At 72.2% G+C, this 20,340-nt stretch carries 21 protein-coding genes and 1 pseudogene; 6 read left to right on the forward strand and 16 right to left on the reverse strand.

Annotation, left to right across the window (positions count from 1 at the left end):
• Positions 1–28: 28 nt before the first annotated feature.
• From ACGFI2_RS18905 to ACGFI2_RS18955, 11 genes are all read right to left on the reverse strand, one after another.
• Complete coding sequence (locus ACGFI2_RS18905; protein WP_393518776.1) at positions 29–445, reverse strand: ATP-binding protein; 417 nt, start codon at positions 443–445, stop codon at positions 29–31.
• A 65-nt stretch (positions 446–510) separates the two neighbouring features.
• Positions 511–1,965, reverse strand: coding sequence for an ATP-binding protein (locus ACGFI2_RS18910; protein ID WP_393518444.1), 1,455 nt, complete (start codon positions 1,963–1,965; stop codon positions 511–513).
• A gap of 76 nt (positions 1,966–2,041) precedes the next feature.
• The gene (locus ACGFI2_RS18915) at positions 2,042–2,833 is read right to left on the reverse strand and encodes a glycerophosphodiester phosphodiesterase (protein ID WP_393518447.1); all 792 of its coding nucleotides are present in this window, start codon (positions 2,831–2,833) and stop codon (positions 2,042–2,044) included.
• Between the two features lie 14 nt (positions 2,834–2,847).
• The gene (locus ACGFI2_RS18920) at positions 2,848–3,183 is read right to left on the reverse strand and encodes a rhodanese-like domain-containing protein (RefSeq protein WP_181570919.1); all 336 of its coding nucleotides are present in this window, start codon (positions 3,181–3,183) and stop codon (positions 2,848–2,850) included.
• Between the two features lie 26 nt (positions 3,184–3,209).
• Positions 3,210–4,145: an LCP family protein gene (locus tag ACGFI2_RS18925; RefSeq protein ID WP_393518779.1), complete on the reverse strand. Its 936-nt coding sequence runs from the start codon at positions 4,143–4,145 to the stop codon at positions 3,210–3,212.
• Positions 4,146–4,312: 167 nt separating this feature from the next.
• The gene (locus tag ACGFI2_RS18930) at positions 4,313–5,530 is read right to left on the reverse strand and encodes an LCP family protein (RefSeq protein ID WP_393518450.1); all 1,218 of its coding nucleotides are present in this window, start codon (positions 5,528–5,530) and stop codon (positions 4,313–4,315) included.
• A 163-nt stretch (positions 5,531–5,693) separates the two neighbouring features.
• Positions 5,694–6,935: an LCP family protein gene (locus tag ACGFI2_RS18935; protein ID WP_393518453.1), complete on the reverse strand. Its 1,242-nt coding sequence runs from the start codon at positions 6,933–6,935 to the stop codon at positions 5,694–5,696.
• 74 nt (positions 6,936–7,009) lie between these two features.
• Positions 7,010–7,990, reverse strand: a complete 981-nt coding sequence (locus tag ACGFI2_RS18940; RefSeq protein ID WP_393518455.1) for an NAD-dependent epimerase/dehydratase family protein — start codon at positions 7,988–7,990, stop codon at positions 7,010–7,012.
• A gap of 81 nt (positions 7,991–8,071) precedes the next feature.
• Entirely contained in the window at positions 8,072–9,745 is a 1,674-nt protein-coding gene (locus ACGFI2_RS18945) for a cation acetate symporter (RefSeq protein WP_393518458.1), read from the reverse strand.
• The gene (locus tag ACGFI2_RS18950) at positions 9,723–10,091 is read right to left on the reverse strand and encodes a DUF485 domain-containing protein (RefSeq protein ID WP_393518461.1); all 369 of its coding nucleotides are present in this window, start codon (positions 10,089–10,091) and stop codon (positions 9,723–9,725) included. The genes ACGFI2_RS18945 and ACGFI2_RS18950 overlap by 23 nt, the downstream gene beginning before the upstream one ends.
• A 254-nt stretch (positions 10,092–10,345) precedes the next feature.
• Complete coding sequence (locus ACGFI2_RS18955; RefSeq protein ID WP_393518464.1) at positions 10,346–11,089, reverse strand: flavin reductase family protein; 744 nt, start codon at positions 11,087–11,089, stop codon at positions 10,346–10,348.
• A 279-nt stretch (positions 11,090–11,368) separates the two neighbouring features.
• Between ACGFI2_RS18955 and ACGFI2_RS18960 the strand changes: the two genes are divergently transcribed.
• The 3 genes from ACGFI2_RS18960 to ACGFI2_RS18970 all read left to right on the forward strand — a co-directional run bounded on the left by ACGFI2_RS18960 (position 11,369) and on the right by ACGFI2_RS18970 (position 12,621).
• On the forward strand, positions 11,369–12,154 hold the full coding sequence (locus ACGFI2_RS18960; RefSeq protein ID WP_393518468.1) for a Scr1 family TA system antitoxin-like transcriptional regulator: 786 nt from the start codon (positions 11,369–11,371) through the stop codon (positions 12,152–12,154).
• Complete coding sequence (locus ACGFI2_RS18965; protein ID WP_393518471.1) at positions 12,151–12,345, forward strand: DUF397 domain-containing protein; 195 nt, start codon at positions 12,151–12,153, stop codon at positions 12,343–12,345. Before ACGFI2_RS18960 ends, ACGFI2_RS18965 begins: the two co-directional genes overlap by 4 nt.
• Positions 12,346–12,468: 123 nt before the next feature.
• On the forward strand, positions 12,469–12,621 hold the full coding sequence (locus tag ACGFI2_RS18970) for a hypothetical protein (protein WP_393518474.1): 153 nt from the start codon (positions 12,469–12,471) through the stop codon (positions 12,619–12,621).
• A gap of 32 nt (positions 12,622–12,653) precedes the next feature.
• Here the strand turns inward: ACGFI2_RS18970 and ACGFI2_RS18975 are convergent, their stop codons facing one another.
• From ACGFI2_RS18975 to ACGFI2_RS18995, 5 genes are all read right to left on the reverse strand, one after another.
• Complete coding sequence (locus ACGFI2_RS18975; protein WP_393518477.1) at positions 12,654–13,142, reverse strand: SRPBCC family protein; 489 nt, start codon at positions 13,140–13,142, stop codon at positions 12,654–12,656.
• Positions 13,142–14,836, reverse strand: coding sequence for an ABC transporter permease (locus ACGFI2_RS18980; protein WP_393518480.1), 1,695 nt, complete (start codon positions 14,834–14,836; stop codon positions 13,142–13,144). The genes ACGFI2_RS18975 and ACGFI2_RS18980 overlap by 1 nt, the downstream gene beginning before the upstream one ends.
• The gene (locus ACGFI2_RS18985; protein ID WP_393518483.1) at positions 14,821–15,585 is read right to left on the reverse strand and encodes an ABC transporter ATP-binding protein; all 765 of its coding nucleotides are present in this window, start codon (positions 15,583–15,585) and stop codon (positions 14,821–14,823) included. The genes ACGFI2_RS18980 and ACGFI2_RS18985 overlap by 16 nt, the downstream gene beginning before the upstream one ends.
• A 78-nt stretch (positions 15,586–15,663) precedes the next feature.
• On the reverse strand, positions 15,664–17,304 hold the full coding sequence (locus ACGFI2_RS18990; protein ID WP_393518486.1) for a cation acetate symporter: 1,641 nt from the start codon (positions 17,302–17,304) through the stop codon (positions 15,664–15,666).
• Positions 17,304–17,747, reverse strand: coding sequence for a hypothetical protein (locus ACGFI2_RS18995; protein WP_393518489.1), 444 nt, complete (start codon positions 17,745–17,747; stop codon positions 17,304–17,306). Before ACGFI2_RS18995 ends, ACGFI2_RS18990 begins: the two co-directional genes overlap by 1 nt.
• A 234-nt stretch (positions 17,748–17,981) precedes the next feature.
• On the opposite strand from ACGFI2_RS18995, the pseudogene ACGFI2_RS19000 reads away from it, so the two are divergent.
• From ACGFI2_RS19000 to ACGFI2_RS19010, 3 genes and pseudogenes are all read left to right on the forward strand, one after another.
• Positions 17,982–18,344: pseudogene (locus tag ACGFI2_RS19000) on the forward strand (Uma2 family endonuclease); the annotation flags it as partial.
• A gap of 61 nt (positions 18,345–18,405) precedes the next feature.
• Entirely contained in the window at positions 18,406–18,921 is a 516-nt protein-coding gene (locus tag ACGFI2_RS19005) for an RNA polymerase sigma factor (RefSeq protein WP_393518492.1), read from the forward strand.
• A complete protein-coding gene (locus ACGFI2_RS19010; RefSeq protein WP_393518495.1) occupies positions 18,908–20,092 on the forward strand; it encodes a hypothetical protein in 1,185 nt (394 codons plus the stop codon). The genes ACGFI2_RS19005 and ACGFI2_RS19010 overlap by 14 nt, the downstream gene beginning before the upstream one ends.
• Positions 20,093–20,340: the final 248 nt, after the last annotated feature.

Below are 20,340 nucleotides of genomic sequence, written 5' to 3' on the forward strand. Positions count from 1 at the left end.
GGGGGGCAGGACCCGCCTGCCCGTCCGGTCAGCCGGCGGCGACCAGATCCGGCCGGTGCGAGCGGGCCGGGTCGAATTCCGCCCAGACGCTCTGGCCCAGGCCGTCCCGCTCGACGCCCCAACGGCTGGAGAGCCCGGTGACGATGTGCAGCCCGCGCCCGTCGGCCGCGTCCTGCGAGGCGACCCGGAGCCGCGGGCCGGGGCCGGAGCCGCCGTCGGTGACCCGGAGCTGGACGCTCGGCCCCCGCTCGGTGGCGCGCAGGCGCCAGGCCACCCGGACCACACCACCCGGCAGCGCCTCGGCGTGCCGGACCGCGTTGCCGACCAGCTCGGCGAGGACCGCCACCAGGTCGGCCAGCAGGGCCGGGGGTACGACGCCGGTCAGCTCGTCGGCGAGCCGGTGCCGCGCCACGCGCGCGCCGGTCGCGTGGTGGGGCACCACCACGCACCACGAACGTTCGGCCGGTCGCGTCGACACGTCGTCCCTTCCACCCCGGTGGACACCCCGGTTCACCCCCGGGGCAGCCGCACCTCCGCGACCGTACCCCCACCGGTCCTCGGGCGGAGGGATACCCACCCGTTCTGCTGTTCAACGATCTGCCGGACGAGATAGAGACCGAGCCCCGCGCCGGGATAGCGCCGGCGGTCGCCGGACTCGCCCTGCCAGAACCGGTCGAAGGCCCGCTCCACGTGTTCCGGCCGGATGCCGATGCCCCGGTCGGCGACCCGGAACGAGACCGTGCGCTCGTTCGCGTCGGCGTCGACCTCGATCGGCGTGTCCGGCAGCGAGTACTTCCCGGCGTTGGTGCCCAGCTCGGTGAGCACGGTGGCCAGGCTGTGCCGGTCGCCGAGCGCCTTCGGCAGGTCGCTCGGCAGGGCGAGCACGATCCGGTGCCGGAGGTCGGCCGGCAGGTCGACCACCGCCGCCCGCAGCGCGTCGACCAGGTCGAACGGTGCGGCCGGTTCCCCGCCGGGACGGCTCTCGGTGGCGGCGGTGAGCAGCCGGTCGACCAGCCGGGCCAGCTCGTTGGCGCGCTGCCCGATGATCCGGGCGGCCTGCCGCCGGTCGCCGTCGCTGAGCGACTCCCAGTGGTCGGTGAGCGTGTCCGCGTACCCCTTGATCACGGTGACCGGGGTGCGCAGCTCGTGGCTGGTCACCGCGACGAAGAGGTCCCGGTCGTGATCGCGGCGCTGCTGGTCGGTGATGTCGCGGAAGGTCACCACCCGCAGCGCGTTCGGGCCGGGCAGCTCGCCGGAGGTGATCCGCAGCCACCGGCCGTCCGGCAGCCGGTGATCCAGCACCTGCCCGGGCGGGGGCAGCGGGAACGGCAGCGGCCGGCTCAGCGCCTCGTCCACCGTGCGGCCGGTCACCTGGGCGGCGGCCGGGTTCCAGAGCCGGACCCGGTGGTCGCGGTCCACCACCGCGAGGCCGTCGGCGAGCGCCGCCACGACCGGGCCGTCGCCGTGTACGGGCAGGCCGGTCTGGTCGCCGTACATGTGCGCGATGCAGGCGGCCACGTATTCGACGACGGCGCGCTGCGAGGCGTCCAGCGCCTCGCCCGTCGGGTAGAGGGCGTGCAGGCTGCCGACGGTGAGCCCGGCGATCTCGGCGCGCGCCACGATCATCCGGCGCAGCCCGCGGCCGGCGACCTCGTCGGCGAGCGCGCCCGGGATCGCGTCGACCCGGACCTCCCGCACCGGGGGGCCGGCCAGCAGGCAGACGGTGGCCGGGTCGGTGGCCGGCAGCGGCCGGCCGATCACGAACTCGGCGCTGCCGGTCGCCGCGATCACCCGACCGCCGGCGGGGGTGAACTCGACGAAGACCAGGCCCGCCGCGCCGACCGCCGGCTCGACCTCACGGAGCAGGCGGGTGAGCACGGAGAGACCGGACTCGCCGGAGTTGATCATATTGATCACGCTCGAGTGGCCGGCGATGAGGGCGGGGTAGTCGGTTCGCTCCGGCATGTCCCGAGTGTGCCGCGCCATCGGCCCCGGTGACACCCCCGGCCGGTCGACCGACCACCGGGCGGATCGCCGGGACTCACCGCCCCAACCGGGTCAACATGCGGGCGGGCCGATCCGTGATCACCCCGTCCACCCCTGCGGCCAGCACGAGTTCCACGTCCTCGGGCTCGTTCACCGTCCAGACGTAGACCGCGTGGCCGGCGGCCCGCAGCGCGGGCACGAGCCGCGGCCGGGCCCGGACCAGATCCACCCCGGGGCCGACGATCCGGCAGCCGAAGGGCAGCCGGCCCAGCCGCAGCCAGCGCGGCAGCATCTCCAGCAGCAGCACGGTGGGCAGCGCCGGCGCGAGTTCGTGGACCCGGCGTACGGCCAGCGGCGAGAAGGACATCACGGTCACCTGGACCGGGTCGTCCGGGCCGGGCTCGGCGAGGCCGTACCGGCGCAGCAGGTCGACCAGCCGGCGCTCGACGTCGCCCCGGTAGCGCGACGGGTGCTTCGTCTCGATGAGCAGCCGGACCGGACGCCCGGCGGCCAGCACCGCGTCGAGCAGCCGCTCCAGCGTCAGCAGCCGGGTGTGCGACTCGTCGAGCCGCGCCGCCCCGGCGGCCACCGCCGCGGCCGGGTGCCAGGAGCCGAAGTCGAGCGCCTCCAGCTCGGCCAGCGTACGCGCGCTGACCAGGCCGTGGCCGTTGCTGGTCCGGTCCAGCCGGCGGTCGTGCACGCAGACCAGGTGCCCGTCGCGGGTCAGCCGGACATCGCACTCCAGCCCGTCCGCGCCCTCGTCCAGGGCGCGTAGGTAGGCGGCGAGGGTGTGCTCCGGCAGGTCGTACGAGGAGCCACGGTGGGCGAAGACCAGTGGGTCGGTCATGGCCGGGGCGTGCCTCAGACGACCCGACCCGGCTGCCCGTCGTCGGTGACCACGGGACGGCCGGCGGCGGCCCAGTCGCCCATCCCGCCCTCGACGTTGCGGACCTGGTCCCACCCGTTGCGCAGCAGATAGCCGACCACCTGCCCGGAGCGGCCGCCGGAGCGGCAGATCACCGCCACCTCGCGGTCGTCGGGCACCTCGGCGAGCCGGGCCGGCAGCTCGGTCATCGGCAGGTGGTGGGCGGCCGGCGCGTGGCCGGCGGCCCACTCGTCGTCCTCCCGGACGTCGAGCAGGTAGACGTCGTCGGGCACGGCCGACGCGGGCACGCTGGGAAGTTGGGCTCCGAACACGGTGAAAGCGTAGCCGCCCGCGCGGCTCAGAGCCGGTTGACCCAGCGGGGGTTGGCGTCGGCCCACTGCGGCAGCCGGGCGTCCTGCACGGCGGTGAAGAGGTCGCCGCCGCCGCTGTCCAGCACCACGTACGAAACCTGGTCGATGGTCTGCGGGTAGGAGGGCACCCGCACCCCGCGCAGGGCGTCCGCCGGCAGCGCGCGGAGCGCGAAGACAAGTTCGTCCAGGGGTACGCCGTTGGTGTCGACGGTCAGCGCCCCGCCGACCGTACGCAGCACCCGGTCCAGCTTCACCGGGTCGCCGCGCAGGTGCGTCTCGCCGGCCCGGTCCAGCACGGCCCGCAGCATCTGCTGCTGGTGCCGCTGCCGGTCGTAGTCGCCGTTCGGCAGGCCGTAGCGCTGCCGGACGTAGTCGAGCGTCCGGGCCCCGTCCATCTGCTGGCAGCCCGGGTCGAACTGGGTCTTGGTGTGGATCGAGCGGACCGGGGTGTCCACGCACATGCGGATGCCACCGAGCTGGTCGATCACCTGGGTGAAGCCGGAGAAGTCGACGAGCGCGGCGCCGTCGAAGCGGACGCCGGTGAGCCGGGTGAGGGTGGCGCTGAGCAGCCGGGCGCCGCCGGGGCCGCCGCCGCCGTGCTCGTACGCGGCGTTGACCTTGTCCTGGCCGCCGGGGAAGCCGGGCGCCGCCGGGATGGTCACCAGCAGGTCACGCGGCACGGAGATCAGGTACGCCTGCCGCATCCCGGCCGGCACGTGCACGATCAGGATGGTGTCGGATCGCTGGTCCTCGGGGTTCGTGCCGGGCCGGTGGTCGGAGCCGATCAGCAGGTAGTTGAGCGGCTGATCCAGCTTCGTCCGTTTCTTCCGGGCGGTCGGGTCGAGCAGTTGTTCCTTGGTCACCGTGCGGTCGTACCGGTGGGTGACCCAGTGCAGCCCGGCGACGCCGAGCGCGGCGAGCAGGACCAGGGCGAGGCCGGCGCCGAGCAGGTACCGGGGCCAGCGGGCCGGTCGACCCCGCCCGCGTCGGTTCCGTGCTGGTCTGGACGTGACGATCCCCCCGTGGCGTCGACATGAGACCCGCTCACGTCAGGCTACGGGGGGATCGGCCGGCCGAGGCCGGCTTTCCGTCATTTACGGGTGGAGAGGACGCTCGGGTTGTTGACGACGAACTCGGCGAGCTTGTCGTCCTTGACCGCCTGGAACATCTCCATGCTGAGCTGGTTGAGAACCTCTCGGTTGTTCCCGTTGCCGTTGAAGGTGCCGCCGTTGGTGCGGAGCGTGACGAGGTCGTTGCCGGTCACGCCCTTCATGGTGAAGATGAAGTTCTCGACCGACGTGCCGCCGGTGTCCAGGACGAAGGCCTTCCCGGCGGCCTTGATCAGCGCGTTCAGCTTGAGCGGGTTGCTGAGCGTCCCGTTCTGGGACGCCTTCTTCGCCATCGCCTTGATCAGCTGCTGCTGGTTCTGCTGCCGGTCGTAGTCGCCGTTGCGGAGGGTCTTGCGCTGCCGGGAGTAGTCCAGCGCCTGCCAGCCCTCCATCTCCTGGCAGCCCTTCTTGTAGGTCACGGGCTTCATCGTCTTGCCGGTCTTCTTGGCGTCCGCGTTCCACATCGGCTTGCCGTCGACCATCGACATGTGCAGCGAGGAGACCTCTTCGGTGACGCAGATCCGCACCGTGCCGATCGCGTCGATGACGTTCTTGAAGCCGCCGAAGTTGATGATCGCGGCGCCGTCGAAGCTGATCCCGGTCATCCCCTTGATGGTCTTGGCCATCATCTGGGCGCCGCCCTCCCAGCCGCCGCCGTTGCGGGCACCGACCTGGAAGGCAGCGTTGATCTTGTCGGTGCCGCCCTTCCAGCCGGCTTTCTCGGACGCCGGGATGTGCGCCTCGGTGTCCCGGGGGATCGAGATCAGGTACGCCTGGTCGTGGCTGGCCGGGATGTGCAGGATGATGATCGAGTCCGAGCGGACGTCGTCGGCGGACCAGCGGGCCCGGGCGTCCACGCCGAGCAGCAGCATGTCGATCGGGCCTTCCAGACTCGCGCCGCCCTCGGCGTCCGTCTTACCCGCGTCGCCGAGCAGATTCCGTTGGGCGATGTTGCTCGTCGCCTGGCCGATCACGGCCTTGCTGCCGACGATCGCCACACCGCTGGTCACCATCAGCACGGCGCCGAGCACCAGCGTGAGCTTCGCCCAGAGCGGATCCTTGCGCTTGGTGCGCTTCTTCTTCCCGCCACCGCCGGGACCACCGCCACCGGAACCGGGCTGTGTGGGGATGACCGGAGGAACCCGCCCGGGTGAACCGGGTGCCGGTGAGTGCGGGCGACGACTGGTCTGGACCGACATTCGTGCTCCAGCTCGGTGATCGGGGGCGGGATCACTTTACGTACCTGTTTCCGTTCTCGCGACCTCCTCAGGCGGGTAATCCCGTCAATACCGGCCGATGTTCCCGAGATATGTCCGAACGGGCGAGGGTGAGCGCTCCGGTCGGCGGTCGCCGTCCGGAGCGTCAGCCGCCGGCGCTGTCGCTCGAACTCTTCTGGTTGGCCTTGACCCAGTCGGCCATCTTGTCCCCGACGATCGCCTGGTACATCGCCAGCGCCTTCTCCCGGTCGGAGACCACCACCGACTGGCCGTCGACGGTCTGGCCGCCGAGGTTCGGGCTGGTGACGAACGTCAGGTTCTCGCCGCGCAGGCTGCGGAACTGCACCGCCATGTCGGTCAACGAGAATCCCTGGTCCACCGTGACGGCGGCGGTCACCGACTTGAGGAAGTCGTTCAGCTTCTTCGGGTTGGTCAGCGTCCCGGTGCTCGCCGCCTTGTCCATCAACGCCTTCAGGAACTCCTGCTGGTGGCGCATCCGGGCGAAGTCGCCGTCCGGGAACTGCTTGCGCTGCCGGACCCAGTCCAGCGCCTCGGCGCCGGTCATGTGGTTCACGCCCTTGGTGAACGTCCGGTACGGCTTGTGGATCGAGGTGACGGTTCGTTCCACCTTGAGGTCGACCCCACCCAGCGCGTCGGTGACGTCCTTGAACCCGGCGAAGTCGATGGCCATGACGTGGTCGATCCGGACGTCGGTGAAGCACTCCACGGTCTTCACCGCGAGCGGCAGCCCACCGAACGCGAACGCCGCGTTGATCTTGTTGCGCGAGCCGGAGTCGCAGGACGCGCCCGCGCTCTCCGGGATCGGCACGTACAGGTCACGCGGGACGGAGACCAGGTAGGCGCTCTTGTGGTCGGCCGGGATGTGCATGACGATCAGCGTGTCCGCCCGCCACTTGCCGGCGCCGTCGACAGGTGCGTCCGGGTCCCGCGAGTCGCTGCCCACGAGCAGGATGTTGAACGCGCCGTCGACCTGCTTGGCCGGCCGACCCCCGGTGATCTCCGAGAACGGGTCGGTGCGGGCCAGGTCGTCGTTGAGGTTGCGGGCGTAGAACCAGGCGCCGACGCCGCCGAGCAACGCCAGCACGAGTACGACGACGCCGGTCACCAGGCCGATGCGCCCCCAGCGCGGACGGGGACGGCGACCCGGCCCGCCGGAGCCGCCACCGGGCCCACCGGGGCCGCCCGGCCCGCCCGGTCCGCCCGGGCCACCCGAGCGGGGCGCCTCGTCGTACGGCGGGTACCAGCGGGTTTCGGTGGCACGGGCGCGCGCGGCGGCACCCCGGCCGGAGCCGGGAACCTGGGCGCGGCCCGCGCCCCGGTGCAGGGGGCGAGGGAGAGGGGCGCCGGCAGACGAGGTCGCTGACATGTAACCGAGGGTAGGTCGGTCGGTCCACCGCCGCCCTCAGGCGCGCACGGCTGCCAGCCGGCTGACAGGCGGGCTCAGTACCCTAGCCGCTCGCGGAAGTACGCGATCGTGCGCCCGAGGCCGTCTTCGGGCGTCACGGCCGGCTCGTATCCCAGCAGCTCGCGGGCGAGCGTCAGGTCGGGGCGGCGCTTCTCCGGGTCGTCCGAGGCGCGAGTGACGTAGCTCACCTGAGAGTTGCTTCCGGTGAGTGACACGATCGTCTCCGCCAGTTGCCGCATCGACATCTCGTGCTCGGTGCCGCAGTTGATCGGGCCCGTCTGCGTCGAGTCGAGCAGCAGCAGGATGCCCCGCACCAGATCGTCGACGTAGCAGATGGACCGGGTCTGGTTGCCGGTGCCGTGCACGGTGATCGGCTCGCCGCGCAGCGCCTGCGAGATGAAGGTCGGGATGGCCCGGCCGTCGTCCGGGCGCATCCGCGGGCCGTAGGTGTTGAAGATCCGTACGATCGCGGTGTCCGTGCCCCGGCTGCGGTGATAGGCCATGGTGGCCGCCTCGGAGAAGCGCTTCGCCTCGTCGTAGACGCTCCGGATGCCGATCGGGTTGACGTTGCCCCAGTACGTCTCGCGCTGCGGGTGCTCCTTCGGGTCCCCGTACGCCTCGGAGGTGGAGGCCATCAGGAACCGCGCGCCGTCGGCGGTGGCCCGCTCCAGCAGGGCCAGCGTGGCCACCGAGCCGACCCGGAGGATCTCCACCGGGAGCTTCTCGAAGTCGGTCGGGCTGGCCGGGGACGCCATGTGCAGGATCGCGTCGAACCGTTCGACCATCGCCGGGTGGTCGGTGGGCAGGCCGTCGGAGATGTCCGCCTCGATCAGCGTGAAGGTCGGCTTCTCCAGCAGGTGCGCCACGTTGTCCTTGGAGCCGGTGACGAAGTTGTCCAGCACCACCACGGTGCAGCCGCGCTCGACGAGCCGGTCGACCAGGTGGGACGGGACGAATCCGGCGCCGCCGGTGACGAGGATGCGGTGTCCGGCGCCAAACCGGGGAGCGACCTTCATGCCCGCCACCCTATACAGGTAAGGCGGGGCCCCCGCTCAACGCCTCCGGTAGAGGCGGGGGCCCCGCTTGACACCTATCCGTCAGTGCGCGCCCGCCCCGGTGAGCGAGCGTACCTCCAGTTCCGCGTACTTCTCCTCGTCACTTTCCTTGGACAGGATCGTGCCGAGCCAGCCGCACAGGAAGCCGAACGGGATCGAGATGATGCCCGGGTTCGACAGCGGGAACCAGTGCCAGTCGTGGTCGGGGAACATCGCCGTCGGCGCGCCGGAGACGACCGGGGAGAAGAACACCAGCAGCACGGCGGCGAGCAGGCCGCCGTAGATCGCCCAGACCGCGCCCGAGGTGTTGAACCGCTTCCAGAACAGGCTGTAGAGGATCGCCGGCAGGTTGCCGGAGGCGGCGACCGCGAAGGCCAACGCGACCAGGAACGCCACGTTGAGGTTCTGCGCGAAGATCGACAGTACGATCGCGACCGCGCCGATCACCAGCGCGGAGATCCGGGCGACGTTCACCTCCTGCCGCTCCGACGTCTGCCCGTTCTTGACGACGTTGGCGTAGAAGTCGTGCGCCAGGCTCGACGACGACGCCAGCGTCAACCCGGCCACCACGGCGAGGATCGTGGCGAACGCGACCGCCGCGATGATCGCCAGCAGTGTCGCGCCGCCCAGGCTCCCGCCGAGGAAGTCCACCCCGAGCGCCTCGGCCAGCTGCGGCGCCGCCGTGTTGCCGGCCTTGTCCTGCGCGGTGATCGCCTTCCCGCCGACGATCGCCGCCGCGCCGAAGCCGAGGGCCAGGGTGAGCAGGTAGAACGCCCCGATGATGCCGATCGCCCAGAGCACGCTCTTGCGGGCCGCCCGCGCGGTCGGCACGGTGTAGAAGCGGATCAGGATGTGCGGCAGGCCGGCGGTGCCGAGCACCAGCGCGATGCCCAGCGAGAGCAGGTCCATCTTGCTGTAGAACGTCTTCAACGCGTCGCCGGGTGTCTCCACGCCGTAGCGCAGCCCGGGTTCGAGGAAGGCCGCCCCCTTGCCCGAGGCCTCGGCCGCGTCGCCGAGCAGCGAGGACAGGTTGAACTTGTACTTCGCGAGCACCAGCAGCGTCATCACCAGCGCGCCGCCCATCAGCAGGAACGCCTTGACGATCTGGACGTACGTGGTGCCCTTCATGCCACCGACGGTGACGTAGATGATCATCAGGGCGCCGACCATGATGATGGTGGCCACCTTGGCGGTGTCGGCGCCCATGCCGAGGAACGTGGTGCCCGGCTTGATGCCGAGCAGCAGGGACACCAGCGCGCCGGCACCGACCATCTGGGCCAGCAGGTAGAAGATCGACACGGTGATGGTGGAGACCGCCGCCGCGGTCCGGACCGGCCGCTGCCGCATCCGGAACGCCAGCACGTCCGCCATCGTGTACCGGCCGGAGTTGCGCAGCAGTTCGGCGACGAGCAGCAGCGCCACCAGCCAGGCGACCAGGAAGCCGATCGAGTAGAGGAAGCCGTCGTAGCCGTAGAGGGCGATGATGCCGGCGATGCCCAGGAAGGACGCCGCGGACATGTAGTCGCCGCCGATCGCCATGCCGTTCTGGAAGCCGGAGAAGGAACGCCCACCGGCGTAGAAGTCGGTGGCGGTCTTGGTCTGCCGGCTGGCCCACACGGTGATCGCCAGGGTGATCGCCACGAAGACCAGGAACAGCGTGATGGTGAGGTTCCGGGCGGTGGTGCTGCCCGCCTCAGCCGCGAGAATCGTGTTCATGGTTCACCTCCCCCATCTCGGCGCGGATCCGGTCAGCGACCGGGTCGATCCGCCGGTTGGCGAACCGCGAGTAGAGCCAGGCGATGAGGAACGTGGAGAGGAACTGGAGCAGGCCGAAGACCAGGGCGACGTTGATGTTGCCGATCAGCTTCGTGCCCATGAAACCCCGCGCGTACGCGGAGAGGATGACGTAGAGCGCGTACCACAGGAAGAACGCGACGGTCATCGGGAAGACGAAGCCGCGCAGCGCGCGCCGCAACCCGGCGAACTCGTCCGACCGCTGGACGGCTAGATACCGTTCCGCCGTCGACTCGGAGGGTGCGGACGCGGGTGTGTCCGTGGACATCTGTGGATCACCACCTTCGCAGGCGTGGGGGATTTCCCGCGCACGCTAGAGAGCGCGCTTCCCACCGCGAAAGGCTCAGCCGGGCACCGGCCGCCCTCTGCGCCCAACGGCGCCCCCACTGCGCCGAGTGACTCACGTCACTCCGCTAACCGGTCCCCGGCTTGATCGACTCCACTTCGCCCTAGTGGCGGTAGCAACCGGCACGGGATGCCGCCACCACGCCGAGCTGGCGGCCCGGCGGCCGGGCGCCGGCCCTAGTCGGTCAGTTGGCGGTAGCGGCCACGGTAGTGCAGCAGGGGGGCGGTGTCCCCGGCCAGGTCGACCGTCTCGATGGTGGCCTCCACCAGCAGCCCCCAGCCGTACTCCCGGGCGGCGTCGAGCCGGCAGCCGGCCCACCCGCCCGCGTCGGACGGCACCGGCCCGTAGGGCGTCTCCGTCCAGGCGTCGATGGCGAACAGGCCGCCGGGCGACGGGAACAGGCCGGCGAAACGGTCGGCGAGCTGCCGGTGGCGCGGGCCCAGCGGGGCGACCGCGAATCGCCCGGCGTCCTCGACCGCCGCCCACAGCTCCGACTCCGGGTCCACCAGGCCGAGCAGCCGGTCCGGCTCCCCCTCGGCCACGAGCGTGGAGGAGACGGTGAGTCCGGCCGGGCCGGGCGCGGTCCAGAGCGTCACCGAGGCGGCCAGCCGGCCGCGCAGGCGGCGTACCGGTGAGCGCTGCCCGGTCGGCACCGCGAACGGATCGGTGTGGTGGATCTCGGCACCCGGCTGCTCATGATTCACGTGAAACATTGTGCCGCCCCGGCCCCGGACCCAGCCGAGGAAGCGCCCGTGCAGGTTCGTGGCGTCGCTGAGCTGCGTGTTCGCCTCGGCCAGCAGCCCGCCGAGGTGGAACAGCAGCGCCGTCCGGTCGCCCCGGAACTCGCGCAGCAGCCCGAGCCGGGCCGGCTGGCACGGCCAGGGCGCCCCGCACGTCCGGCACCGCCACGCCGGCCGCATCGGCAGGTGCGCCCGCCCTGTCCAGATCTTGGAAGATCCGGGCCCTTCCGGGGGCACCTTCCTTCCAAGATCTCCGCGTTCTCCTCGCACGTGCGCCTCCCTGGGAAAGGGTCGCCCCGGCGGGGGGACGGCCGGGGCGACCCGTCGCAGGACCGGCCGCCGGGTCGTCGCCTCCACCAGCCGGGCCGCGTGCCTCCACCCTGGACTCGGCCGTGCCGGCGGGGGAGGATGCCAGGGGTTACTACGGAGCGCGGTCGCGTACTTACCGGCGGGGTGAGGATGGACATCGAGGTGTGGATCCGGGCGTTGAAGGCCGCCCGTGCCGGGGCCGAGGTCTCGCAGGAGGCGCTGGCGGCGACGATCCGGTGGAGTCCGTCAACGGTCGCCGCCATCGAGACCGGCCGCCGCCGGCCCACGATGGAGTTCGCGGCCGCCGCCGACCAGGCCCTCGGCACCGGCGGCCTCCTGGCAAGCCTGCTGACGGCGGGTGAGGCGAACAGTGGGCCTGGTTGGTTCGAGCCCTGGCACGGCCACGAGGAACGGGCGATCCGGCTGTGTTTCTTCGAGCCCTGCATGGTCCCCGGCATGTTGCAGACCGAGGAGTATGCCCGCGCGGTCGCTTCCGCCGGTGGCATGTACCGGAGTAGCCGGGTGGAGGAACTGGTGAGTCTGCGCCTGGAGCGGCAGCGGCTGCTGCACCGGGAGGATCCGCCCGACTGCGTGTTCGTCATCGATGAGAGCGCGCTGCGCAGACCTGTCGGTGGGCCGGCGGCCATGGATCGGCAGCTTGGCCGGCTGCTCGACGTGGTCGAGTCGCCGCACGTTCGCCTGCATGTTCTACCGCTGGACATCGGCGCACATGTGTCGATGGGCGGCGGCTTCGTGCTCGCCGAACTGCCCGAGGGTGATCGCCTGCTCTGCCTCGACAATGCCGCTCGGGGGCAGATCGCCGACTATCCGGAGTGGATAGCGCTGGTGCAGCGCAAATGGGAGCACCTGCTCGGGGAGGCGCTCAGTGAGCGGACCTCCATCGAACTCATCAACAAGTTGAAGGTGACGCCGTGACCAGTGCCAATCCCCGCTGGCGCAAGTCAAGCCGCTCCGCCGCCGAGGGCAACTGTGTCGAGGTGGCGGGCAACCTGCCCGGGGTGGTGTTGGTTCGGGACAGCAAGGACCCGTCCGGCCCGGCTCTCGTCTTCGCCCCCGACGCCTGGCGCTCGCTGGTCGCGTACCTTCACCGGGCACCGCTCGACTGACCCGCCTACCCTGCGGGGCTGGCACTCGTACCCCCACAGAAGCTCGCCCAGGAGCGCGTCATCACTGCCGACGCCATCCTCGGCGGCCAGGTCGACCTGCGTGCCTACCCGCACCGGCACCTGATGATCATCGCGCGGCACAAGTGGGGCAGCAGCGGTTTCCCGCCGCTGATGGAGGCGGTCGAGCATCTGTCGAACTACGGCTGGGAGCTGGTGAACGTGCTCAGCGTGGGCGAGGGTCACCACGTCTACGCCGCGATGCGCCGCGCCAGCTAGCGCCGAGCGGGCCGGGCGCCGAGCGGGCCGAGCTACGCGGAAAGCGAGCGGCGGGCGGCGGCCAGCACCTCGGGGTCGGCGCAGCCGGCCGCGTAACCGGCGATCCGGCGGCGGATGTCCCGGCCGAGCAGCCACCCGCCGATGCGTTCGGCCACCGGGCGCAGGAAGGCCGGGCGGCACCGGAAGTTGTAGCGCCAGGTCGCCAGCGTGGTGCCCGGGTCCGGGCCGGGCGCGAAGCGCCACCCGCCACCGAATCGCTCGAAGAACCACGGCCCGCGGACCATCTTCATGCCCACGTTCGTCGGCGGCGACCAGGAGACGTACTCGCTGACCATGGTCAGGCCGTGCCGGGATCGGGTGAAGGTGCGCACGCCCCGGCCCGGGTGGGCCGCGCCGTCCAGAAAGTGCTGCTCGCGGACGAACGGGTCCCACCGGTAGCGCACCGGGGCGACGGTCTGGGAGACCGCGAATGCCAGGTCCGGCGGGACTCCGACGGTGACGACCGCCTCGACGACAGGCATCAGCGCCTCGGGGTGACCGCGGCCAGCAGCTCCGGCTGCCGGCGATCAAGCGCGTCCCCGGCCAGGTACGCGCCGAGCAGCGCCGCGCCCGCCCCGTAGGCCAGGCCGACCGGCAGCGCCAGCCAGAGCCACACGTCGCCGAGCAGGCCGGCGGCCACCACGAACGGCACCGCCGCCACCACCGAGGAAACCATGGAGAGCAGCGTGAGCAGGCTCTTCGCGATCCCCGCGCCGGTGTTCATGGCGAACGGGTTGCTCGTCTCCGGCAGCGAGTAGGCGCCGAGCACGGAGATGAACCCGTTGATCGCCAGCCCGCAGCCGTACGCGGCGAACAGCCCGCCGGCCATCACGCCGAGCCATTCGGGCCGACCGAGCACGGTGGCCAGGACGACCGCGACCACCAGGAGGATCGGCACCACGTAGAGCGAGAACGCCGCCATCCGGGCGCGCAGCTCCACCCGCCCGGGCACGCCGGCGACCACGTTTGCCGCGTACGCGCTGCCGTCGAAGCCGAACTGGTTGGCCAGTGTCACCGAGGCGAGCACCCCGACGAAGACCAGGGAGATGCTGACCAGCACCGGCGACGAGTCGGCCGCGGACTCGCCGAACGACGTCCCGGCTCCGGTGCTGAACGAGACGCCGCCGAGGTTGACCATCACCGGCACGAACACGCCGACCACCGCGACCGTGATCAGGTTGGCCCGACGCCGGGCGTCCCGCCACCAGTAGCGGCACTCCCGGGCCACCAGCGCGCCGAACCGGTCCCGCCGGGCCCAGCCGACCGCACGGGGGAAGAGTTGCGCGATCGCGCCGCCGAGCGCGCCGCGCGGGGCGCGTGCCGGCCCGGCGCTCGTCGCGCCGACCATCGCCGACTCCAGCGACCGCGACCACCAGAGCAGGAGTACGCCGAGCGTCGCGGCCGCGATCAGCAGCTTCACCACCGCCGCCCCGGGCCGGCCCTGCGCCACGTCGATCCCGGCCGTCCAGGGGGCGCCGAACGGCGTCCAGCCGACCACCCGGGCCGCCCCGGTCAGCCGGTCCCAGTCGGCCTGCCGCACCGCGGCCAGCACGAGCAGCTGCAACGGCCCGAGCAGGGCGGCCAGCACCGCGAGCAGCACGGCGGCCAGGTCGCGTACCCGGCGGGACCGCAGCATGGTGGCGAACGCGCTGGTCACCGCGCGGGCTCCGGCCACGCAGACCAGCACCCCGGCGACCACCCCGATCGCGCCGACCAGCGCGGCCGGCCACCCGCCCAGCGCGGCGGCGGTGACCACCAGCCCGGTCACGGTGAGCACCGTGGCCACCGCCGGGACACTGATCAGGGCGGCGGCGAACAGGCCGGTGACCAGGGTGCGACGGGAGAGCGGCAGCAGGGCGAACCGGGCCGGGTCAAGCGTCTCGTCCACGCCGAAGAAGACCAGCGGCAGCAGCAGCCAGCCGAGCGTCAGCACGCCGCCGCCGAACGCGGCGGCCATCAGCGCGTACCGGGGCTCGTCGGTCAGGCCGGGCGCGGCCAGCAGGAGGAAGCCGCCCGCGGCGAACCAGAGCCCGAACAGCACACCGACCACGAAGAGCGCGACCCGCCACGCCTGACCGCGGAAGTTGTTGCCGAGCACCCGCAGCTTCAGCCGGACGAAGTGGCGGGGCGAGACGGCCCGTGCCGGCCGCTCGGCGGCCGTCACCGGGACAGCCACGACAGCTCCTCACCGGTCGCGGTCCGGCCGCCGACGACCTCGACGAACACGTCCTCCAGCGACCGGTCGCCGCGTACCTCGGTCAGCGTGCCCACCCGCTTGATCGTGCCGTCGGCCAGGATCGCCACGTGCGAGCAGAGCCGCTCGACCACCTCCATCACGTGGCTGGAGAAGACCACCGTGCCGCCGCCGGTGACGTACCGGTGCAGGATGTCCCGGATCAGCGCCGCCGAGACCGGGTCGACCGCCTCGAACGGCTCGTCGAGCACCAGCAGGCGCGGGCCGTGCAGCAGCGCGCAGGCCAGGCCGATCTTCTTCTTCATGCCGGCCGAGTAGTCGACCACCAGGGTGCGGCCGGCGTCGCTGAGCGCCAGCACGTCGAGCAGCTCCGCCGCCCGCTGGTCGACCACCGCCGGGTCCATGCCGCGCAGCAGACCGTGGTACGCCAGCAGCTCCGCCCCGCTCAGCCGGTCGAACAGGCGTACGCCGTCCGGCATCACCCCGAGCAGGCTCTTCGCGCGTACCGGATCGGCCCAGACGTCGTACCCGAGCACCCGGGCCTCACCGGCGTCGGGCCGCAGCAGGCCGACGGCCATGGAGAGGGTGGTGGTCTTGCCGGCCCCGTTCGGGCCGAGCAGGCCGTAGAACGAGCCGGTCGGCACGGCCAGGTCGACGCCCGCCACCGCGACCTTGGTGTCGAAGCGCTTGGCCAGGCCACGGAGGTGCAGGGCCGGGTGCTGATCGGTCATGGTCCGACGGTAGCCCGCCCCGGCCAGCGTTCGCTCCGGCCAGGGGATGATCCCCCGTCCTACCTGAGGGGTACGCGACTACAGGCGGAGGGACTCCGGGGTGTGCAGGCGGAGCATGGTGGTGCCGACGTCGCGGGGCAGGCGCCGCCGGCTCGCCATGGAGACCACCACCATCACGGTGAACGCCAGCGGCACGGTCCACGCGGCCGGCTGGGTGGTGAGCGTCGCCGGCCAGCCGGTCAGCGGCGGCCCGAGCACCGTGAGCAGCACCGCGCCGATCGCCGCGCCACCGCCGACCAGCACCCCGGCGGCGGCGCCCAGGTCGGTCAGGCCGCGCCACCAGATGCCGAGCACCAGCAGCGGGCAGAAGCTCGACGCGGCGACCGCGAACGCCAGCCCCACCACCTGCGAGACGTCCAGCCCGGAGACGTTCAACGCGAGCACCGCCGGCACCGCGCCGGCGATCACCGTGGCGAGCCGGAAACCGCGTACCGAGCCGCGGCCCAGCACATCCGTGGAGATCACTCCGGCCACGCTGGTGAGCAGGCCGGACGAGGTGGAGAGGAAGGCCGCGAACGCCCCGGCGGCGACCAGCGCGGCGAGCAGCCGGCCGGTCGTACCGTCACCGAGCGCCGCGCCGGGCAGCAGCACCACCACGGCGTCGGTCTGGCCGGTGACCAGCAGTTGCGGGGTGTAGATCCGGCCCAGCACGCCGTAGATCGTGGGTAGCAGGTAGAAGACCCCGACCAGGGCCAGCACCACCAGCGTGGTGCGCCGGGCGGCGGCGCCGTCGGGGTTGGTGTAGAAGCGCACCAGCACGTGCGGCAGGCCCATGGTGCCCAGGAACGTGGCCAGGATCAGCGAGTACGTCGCGAACAGGCTGCGGTCGTCGTCGCCCGCGGTGTCCGGCAGCAGCCAGTCGGTGGCGGCGATCGCCGCGCCGGACACCTCCGGCACCGGGTCGCCGGCGGCGAAGTCGAGGCGGTCGCCGGGGCGTACCTCCCGCACGTCGCCGTCGGTCAGGGTGAGCGTGGCGCGGTGCTCGACCACCACGGTGGTCGCGGTCCGGAACGCCGGCCCGTCGGGCGGCGTCACCGCGGGGCGGGCGTCGGCCTGCCACTGCAACGCCAGGAAGATCGCGGGTACGGCGAGCGCGGTGAGCTTCAGCCAGTATTGGAAGGCCTGCACGAACGTGATCGCCCGCATGCCGCCAAGCGCCACGTTCGCGGTCACCACCACGGCCACCAGCAGCGCGCCGATCGGGTACGGCGAGCCGGTCAGCGTGGCCAGCGTCAGCCCGGCGCCCTGCAACTGCGGCACCAGGTAGAGCCAGCCGATGAAGATCACGAAGACGGTGGCGAGTGTGCGCAGCCGGCGCGAGCCGAGCCGCACCTCGCAGAAGTCCGGCAGGGTGAACGCGCCGGAGCGGCGCAGCGGCGCGGCCACGAACAGCAGCAGTGCCAGGTACCCGGCGGCGAAGCCGACCGGGTACCAGAGCACGTCCACGCCGTACTTGAGGATCAGCCCGGCCACGCCGAGGAAGCTCGCCGCCGACAGGTATTCCCCGCCGATCGCGGCCGCGTTCCAGGTCGGGCTGACCGCCCGGGACGCGACCAGGAAGTCGGAGGTGGTGCGGGCCAGTCGCAGCCCGTAGAAGCCGATGCCGACGGTGACCAGGGTGACCGCGACGATCGCCGGGACCACGTAACCGTTGCTCATCAGCGCTCCGGCCGCTGGACCAGGTCGACGAAGTCCTGTTCGTGGCGTTCCGCCAGCCGCACGTAGGCCCAGCCGACGACGATCAGGAAGGGGAAGGCGGCCACCCCGAGCAGCAGCCACGGCAGGTTGATCCCGAGCACGGTGATCCGCCCGACCGAGGGGGCGATGGCGAAGAGCCACGGCAGCCCGCCCAACCCGATCAGCACCAGCAGGCTCAGCCGCAGGGCGAGCGAGAGCTGGGCGCGCATCAGGCCCTGCACCAGCGTCTCGCCGACGCGGGTCTGCTGGGCCAGCTCGGACCGGGTGCGGTCGGCCCGGTTGCCGGTCCGGGAGACCTCGGCCAGCACGATCCGGGTGCGGGGTGGCGTCGGGGCGCGCGGGCCGGGGACCGGGGACGTCTCGACGGGCCGTCCCGCGGCCTGCTGTTCCTCGGCTGCGGTCATCCCCGGCAGTCTCGCCTGCCCGCCGCGATTGTCAAGCGCAGCGCGGACGGCCCTGTGCACAACCTGTGGATAACGGGTCACGCCTGTGGACAACCCGGTGGATGAGCGTGGAGTCGTTGTGGATGACCGGGCCGGATGCCAGGGTGACCAGGTAGAGAGGAGGTGTGACAGTGCCCAGCCCGGCACGGCCCGACGGCGGCGACGCCTGGACGGTGGACGACCTCCAGGACCGGCCTCTTCGTCGGGCAGGACGTCGGGATCAGCGCGAAACGTTCGTCCTACTTCGTGCCCGACGTCTTCGTCGCCCACGAGAAGGCCCTGGAGCAGGGCGGCGCGGCGCTCTCCCCGGCCGACGTGCTGCTCGTGGTCGAGGTCGTCTCCCCCGGCAACGCCGGCCGGGACCTGGTGCTCAAGCGGCATGAATACGGCGTGGCAGGCATTCCGCGTTACTGGCTCGTGGAGCCGCGCAAGCAGACCCTGACCGTGCTGGCGCACGTCGGCGAAGGCTACCGCGAGTCCGCCGTCCTCACTGCCGCCGACACCTACCGCGCGGCGGCCCCGTTCCCGCTCGTCCTGCCAGTCGCCGACATCTTCTGAGGCGCGAACCGGAACCTTCCTCTTCGCCTGTGAGTGGGACAGGTGGAGAAAGGGGGTGACGGTGTCCGACGGGGATCTGATCGCTGACCTCTACGCCGCGTCGTTCCGCCGGCTGGTGGTTCAGCTCTACGCGGTGACCGGCGACCTCAGCGAGGCCCAGGAAGCGGTCCAGGAGGCGTTCACCAAGGCGTTGGTCGCGCCCGGGCGGTTCGCCCGGCTCGACAGCCCCGAGGCGTGGCTGCGGCGGGTCGCGGTGAACGTCGCCCGCAGCCGGCACCGGCGGCGACGTGTCCTGGACCGGTTGCTGCTGCGGATCGGCCCGCCACCCGCCGTCGCCGACCGGTCGCCGGAACACCTGGCCCTGCTGGCCGCCATGCGGGAGTTGCCCGAGGGGCAGCGCATCGCACTCGCGCTGCACTACCTGGTGGATCTTCCGGTGGACGAGATCGCGGCGACCCTCGGCGTCTCCGCCGGCACCGTGAAGTCCCGACTCTCCCGTGGGCGGACGGCACTCGCCGCGCTGCTCACCGACTCCGACGTCACCGGCAGCAAAGGGAGGGTCGATGCCCGATCGTGAGTTCCCCGGCTTCGAGGTGGACACGGTCGCCGATGCCGTTCGGCAGCCGCCGTTGCGCCAGTTGCGTGCCGTGGCGCGTTCCCGCCGCCGCCGGTCGGCGGTCCTGGGCGCGGCCGCCCTGGTCCTGCTGGTGGCCTTGGGTGTCGCGCCGATGGCGGTTCAGCCCGAACGGTTCGGGTCGACGGGTCGACCCACGCCGTCGCCCGGTCCGGCCCTGCCGGGCAATCCTGGCGACTTCACGCTGACCGGCCCGAGGTCCGGCGTGGACGTGCGTGTCGAGCCCTGTGTGCTCCGATTCGCCCGGACCACCGACCGGGGGGAGACCTGGTCCGACTGGGACGACGCACGGTACGAGGCCGACGACTGTCAGCCCGGATCCAGCCTGGAGTACGCGGTGCTCGGCGACCGCACCTATCTGGTTCGCGACGGGTCGCTCCGTCTCTCCACCGACTACGGCCGCACCTGGCAGGACGCGGACCGGGCGATCATTCCGGTGCACGCGTTTCCGGCCGACGCCCGGCCGGTGCACTGCCAGCTCATCTGTGCGGCCGTCGACGAGCCGTTGGCGGTGGATCCGGCGACGGGACGCGTCTACCGGCTCAGCGGCACACCACCGTCGCCGCTTCCGCTCGCCACCCTCTACCCGGCGTCGGACGGCAGCATCTGGACCACCTACGACCCCGGCCGTGGCACGGTCGCCGCCCGTAGCACCGACCGGGGCGCGACCTGGACGATCTGGAAGCCGGCGCCGGGCCGGCGGCTCCTGGCGCTGGTGGGGATCGACGGCCGGGAGGGCTACCAGGTCGTGTCCGACCCGGACGGCGAGGTGTCGCTGCAACGGACCACGGACGGAGGCAAGACCTGGTCGACCACCGTGACCGGCCTGCCGAGGGGGTTGCAGTGGGATATGACGGTGGGCGTGGACGGCACCCTGCTGATCGTCACGCAGACCGGCCCGGAGCAGGCCCGTAGGAACGAAATGCTGGTCAGCCGCGACCGCGGACGGACCTTCACGGTGGCGAGCTACGACGGCATGCCTGTCGCATCGGTCAGCGTCGCGCCGGGTTACGCCTGGCTCTTCGACGCCGGCGGCCCGAACGGGGAGGCGGATCACCTGTTGCTGACGGGAGACGGGCGTACCTGGGACCGGTTCCTCCTGGCGTCCTCCTGAGCCGGAGACGTCGCGAGGGCCGGACCCACCGGGCCGGCCCTCGCGACGTTCGTCCGGTTCAGGAGGACGGGACCACCAGGTCCGCGGTGAGCGTGCCGCTGGCCGGTACGACGAACAACGCCAGCTTGCGGGTGCCGTCCGGGCCGCTCATCTGCATCCCACGTGAGGGTGGTGGGGCGACCCCGCGCAGGCTCCGCGCACCCCGCCCCCGCCCCCGCCCCCGCGCCCGCGCCCCGTCCGGGATCGGC

Source organism: Micromonospora sp. NPDC049282 (assembly GCF_043197045.1).
Taxonomy (GTDB): domain Bacteria; phylum Actinomycetota; class Actinomycetes; order Mycobacteriales; family Micromonosporaceae; genus Micromonospora.

Coding starts and splice junctions, on each gene's coding strand:
- ACGFI2_RS18910 (WP_393518444.1), bottom strand. CDS start 1,965: ATGCCGGAGCGAACCGACTACCCCGCCCTCATCGCCGGCCACTCGAGC.
- ACGFI2_RS18915 (WP_393518447.1), bottom strand. CDS start 2,833: ATGACCGACCCACTGGTCTTCGCCCACCGTGGCTCCTCGTACGACCTG.
- ACGFI2_RS18930 (WP_393518450.1), bottom strand. CDS start 5,530: ATGTCGGTCCAGACCAGTCGTCGCCCGCACTCACCGGCACCCGGTTCA.
- ACGFI2_RS18935 (WP_393518453.1), bottom strand. CDS start 6,935: ATGTCAGCGACCTCGTCTGCCGGCGCCCCTCTCCCTCGCCCCCTGCAC.
- ACGFI2_RS18940 (WP_393518455.1), bottom strand. CDS start 7,990: ATGAAGGTCGCTCCCCGGTTTGGCGCCGGACACCGCATCCTCGTCACC.
- ACGFI2_RS18945 (WP_393518458.1), bottom strand. CDS start 9,745: ATGAACACGATTCTCGCGGCTGAGGCGGGCAGCACCACCGCCCGGAAC.
- ACGFI2_RS18950 (WP_393518461.1), bottom strand. CDS start 10,091: ATGTCCACGGACACACCCGCGTCCGCACCCTCCGAGTCGACGGCGGAA.
- ACGFI2_RS18955 (WP_393518464.1), bottom strand. CDS start 11,089: ATGCGGCCGGCGTGGCGGTGCCGGACGTGCGGGGCGCCCTGGCCGTGC.
- ACGFI2_RS18960 (WP_393518468.1), top strand. CDS start 11,369: ATGGACATCGAGGTGTGGATCCGGGCGTTGAAGGCCGCCCGTGCCGGG.
- ACGFI2_RS18970 (WP_393518474.1), top strand. CDS start 12,469: ATGATCATCGCGCGGCACAAGTGGGGCAGCAGCGGTTTCCCGCCGCTG.
- ACGFI2_RS18975 (WP_393518477.1), bottom strand. CDS start 13,142: ATGCCTGTCGTCGAGGCGGTCGTCACCGTCGGAGTCCCGCCGGACCTG.
- ACGFI2_RS18985 (WP_393518483.1), bottom strand. CDS start 15,585: ATGACCGATCAGCACCCGGCCCTGCACCTCCGTGGCCTGGCCAAGCGC.
- ACGFI2_RS18990 (WP_393518486.1), bottom strand. CDS start 17,304: ATGAGCAACGGTTACGTGGTCCCGGCGATCGTCGCGGTCACCCTGGTC.
- ACGFI2_RS18995 (WP_393518489.1), bottom strand. CDS start 17,747: ATGACCGCAGCCGAGGAACAGCAGGCCGCGGGACGGCCCGTCGAGACG.
- ACGFI2_RS19010 (WP_393518495.1), top strand. CDS start 18,908: ATGCCCGATCGTGAGTTCCCCGGCTTCGAGGTGGACACGGTCGCCGAT.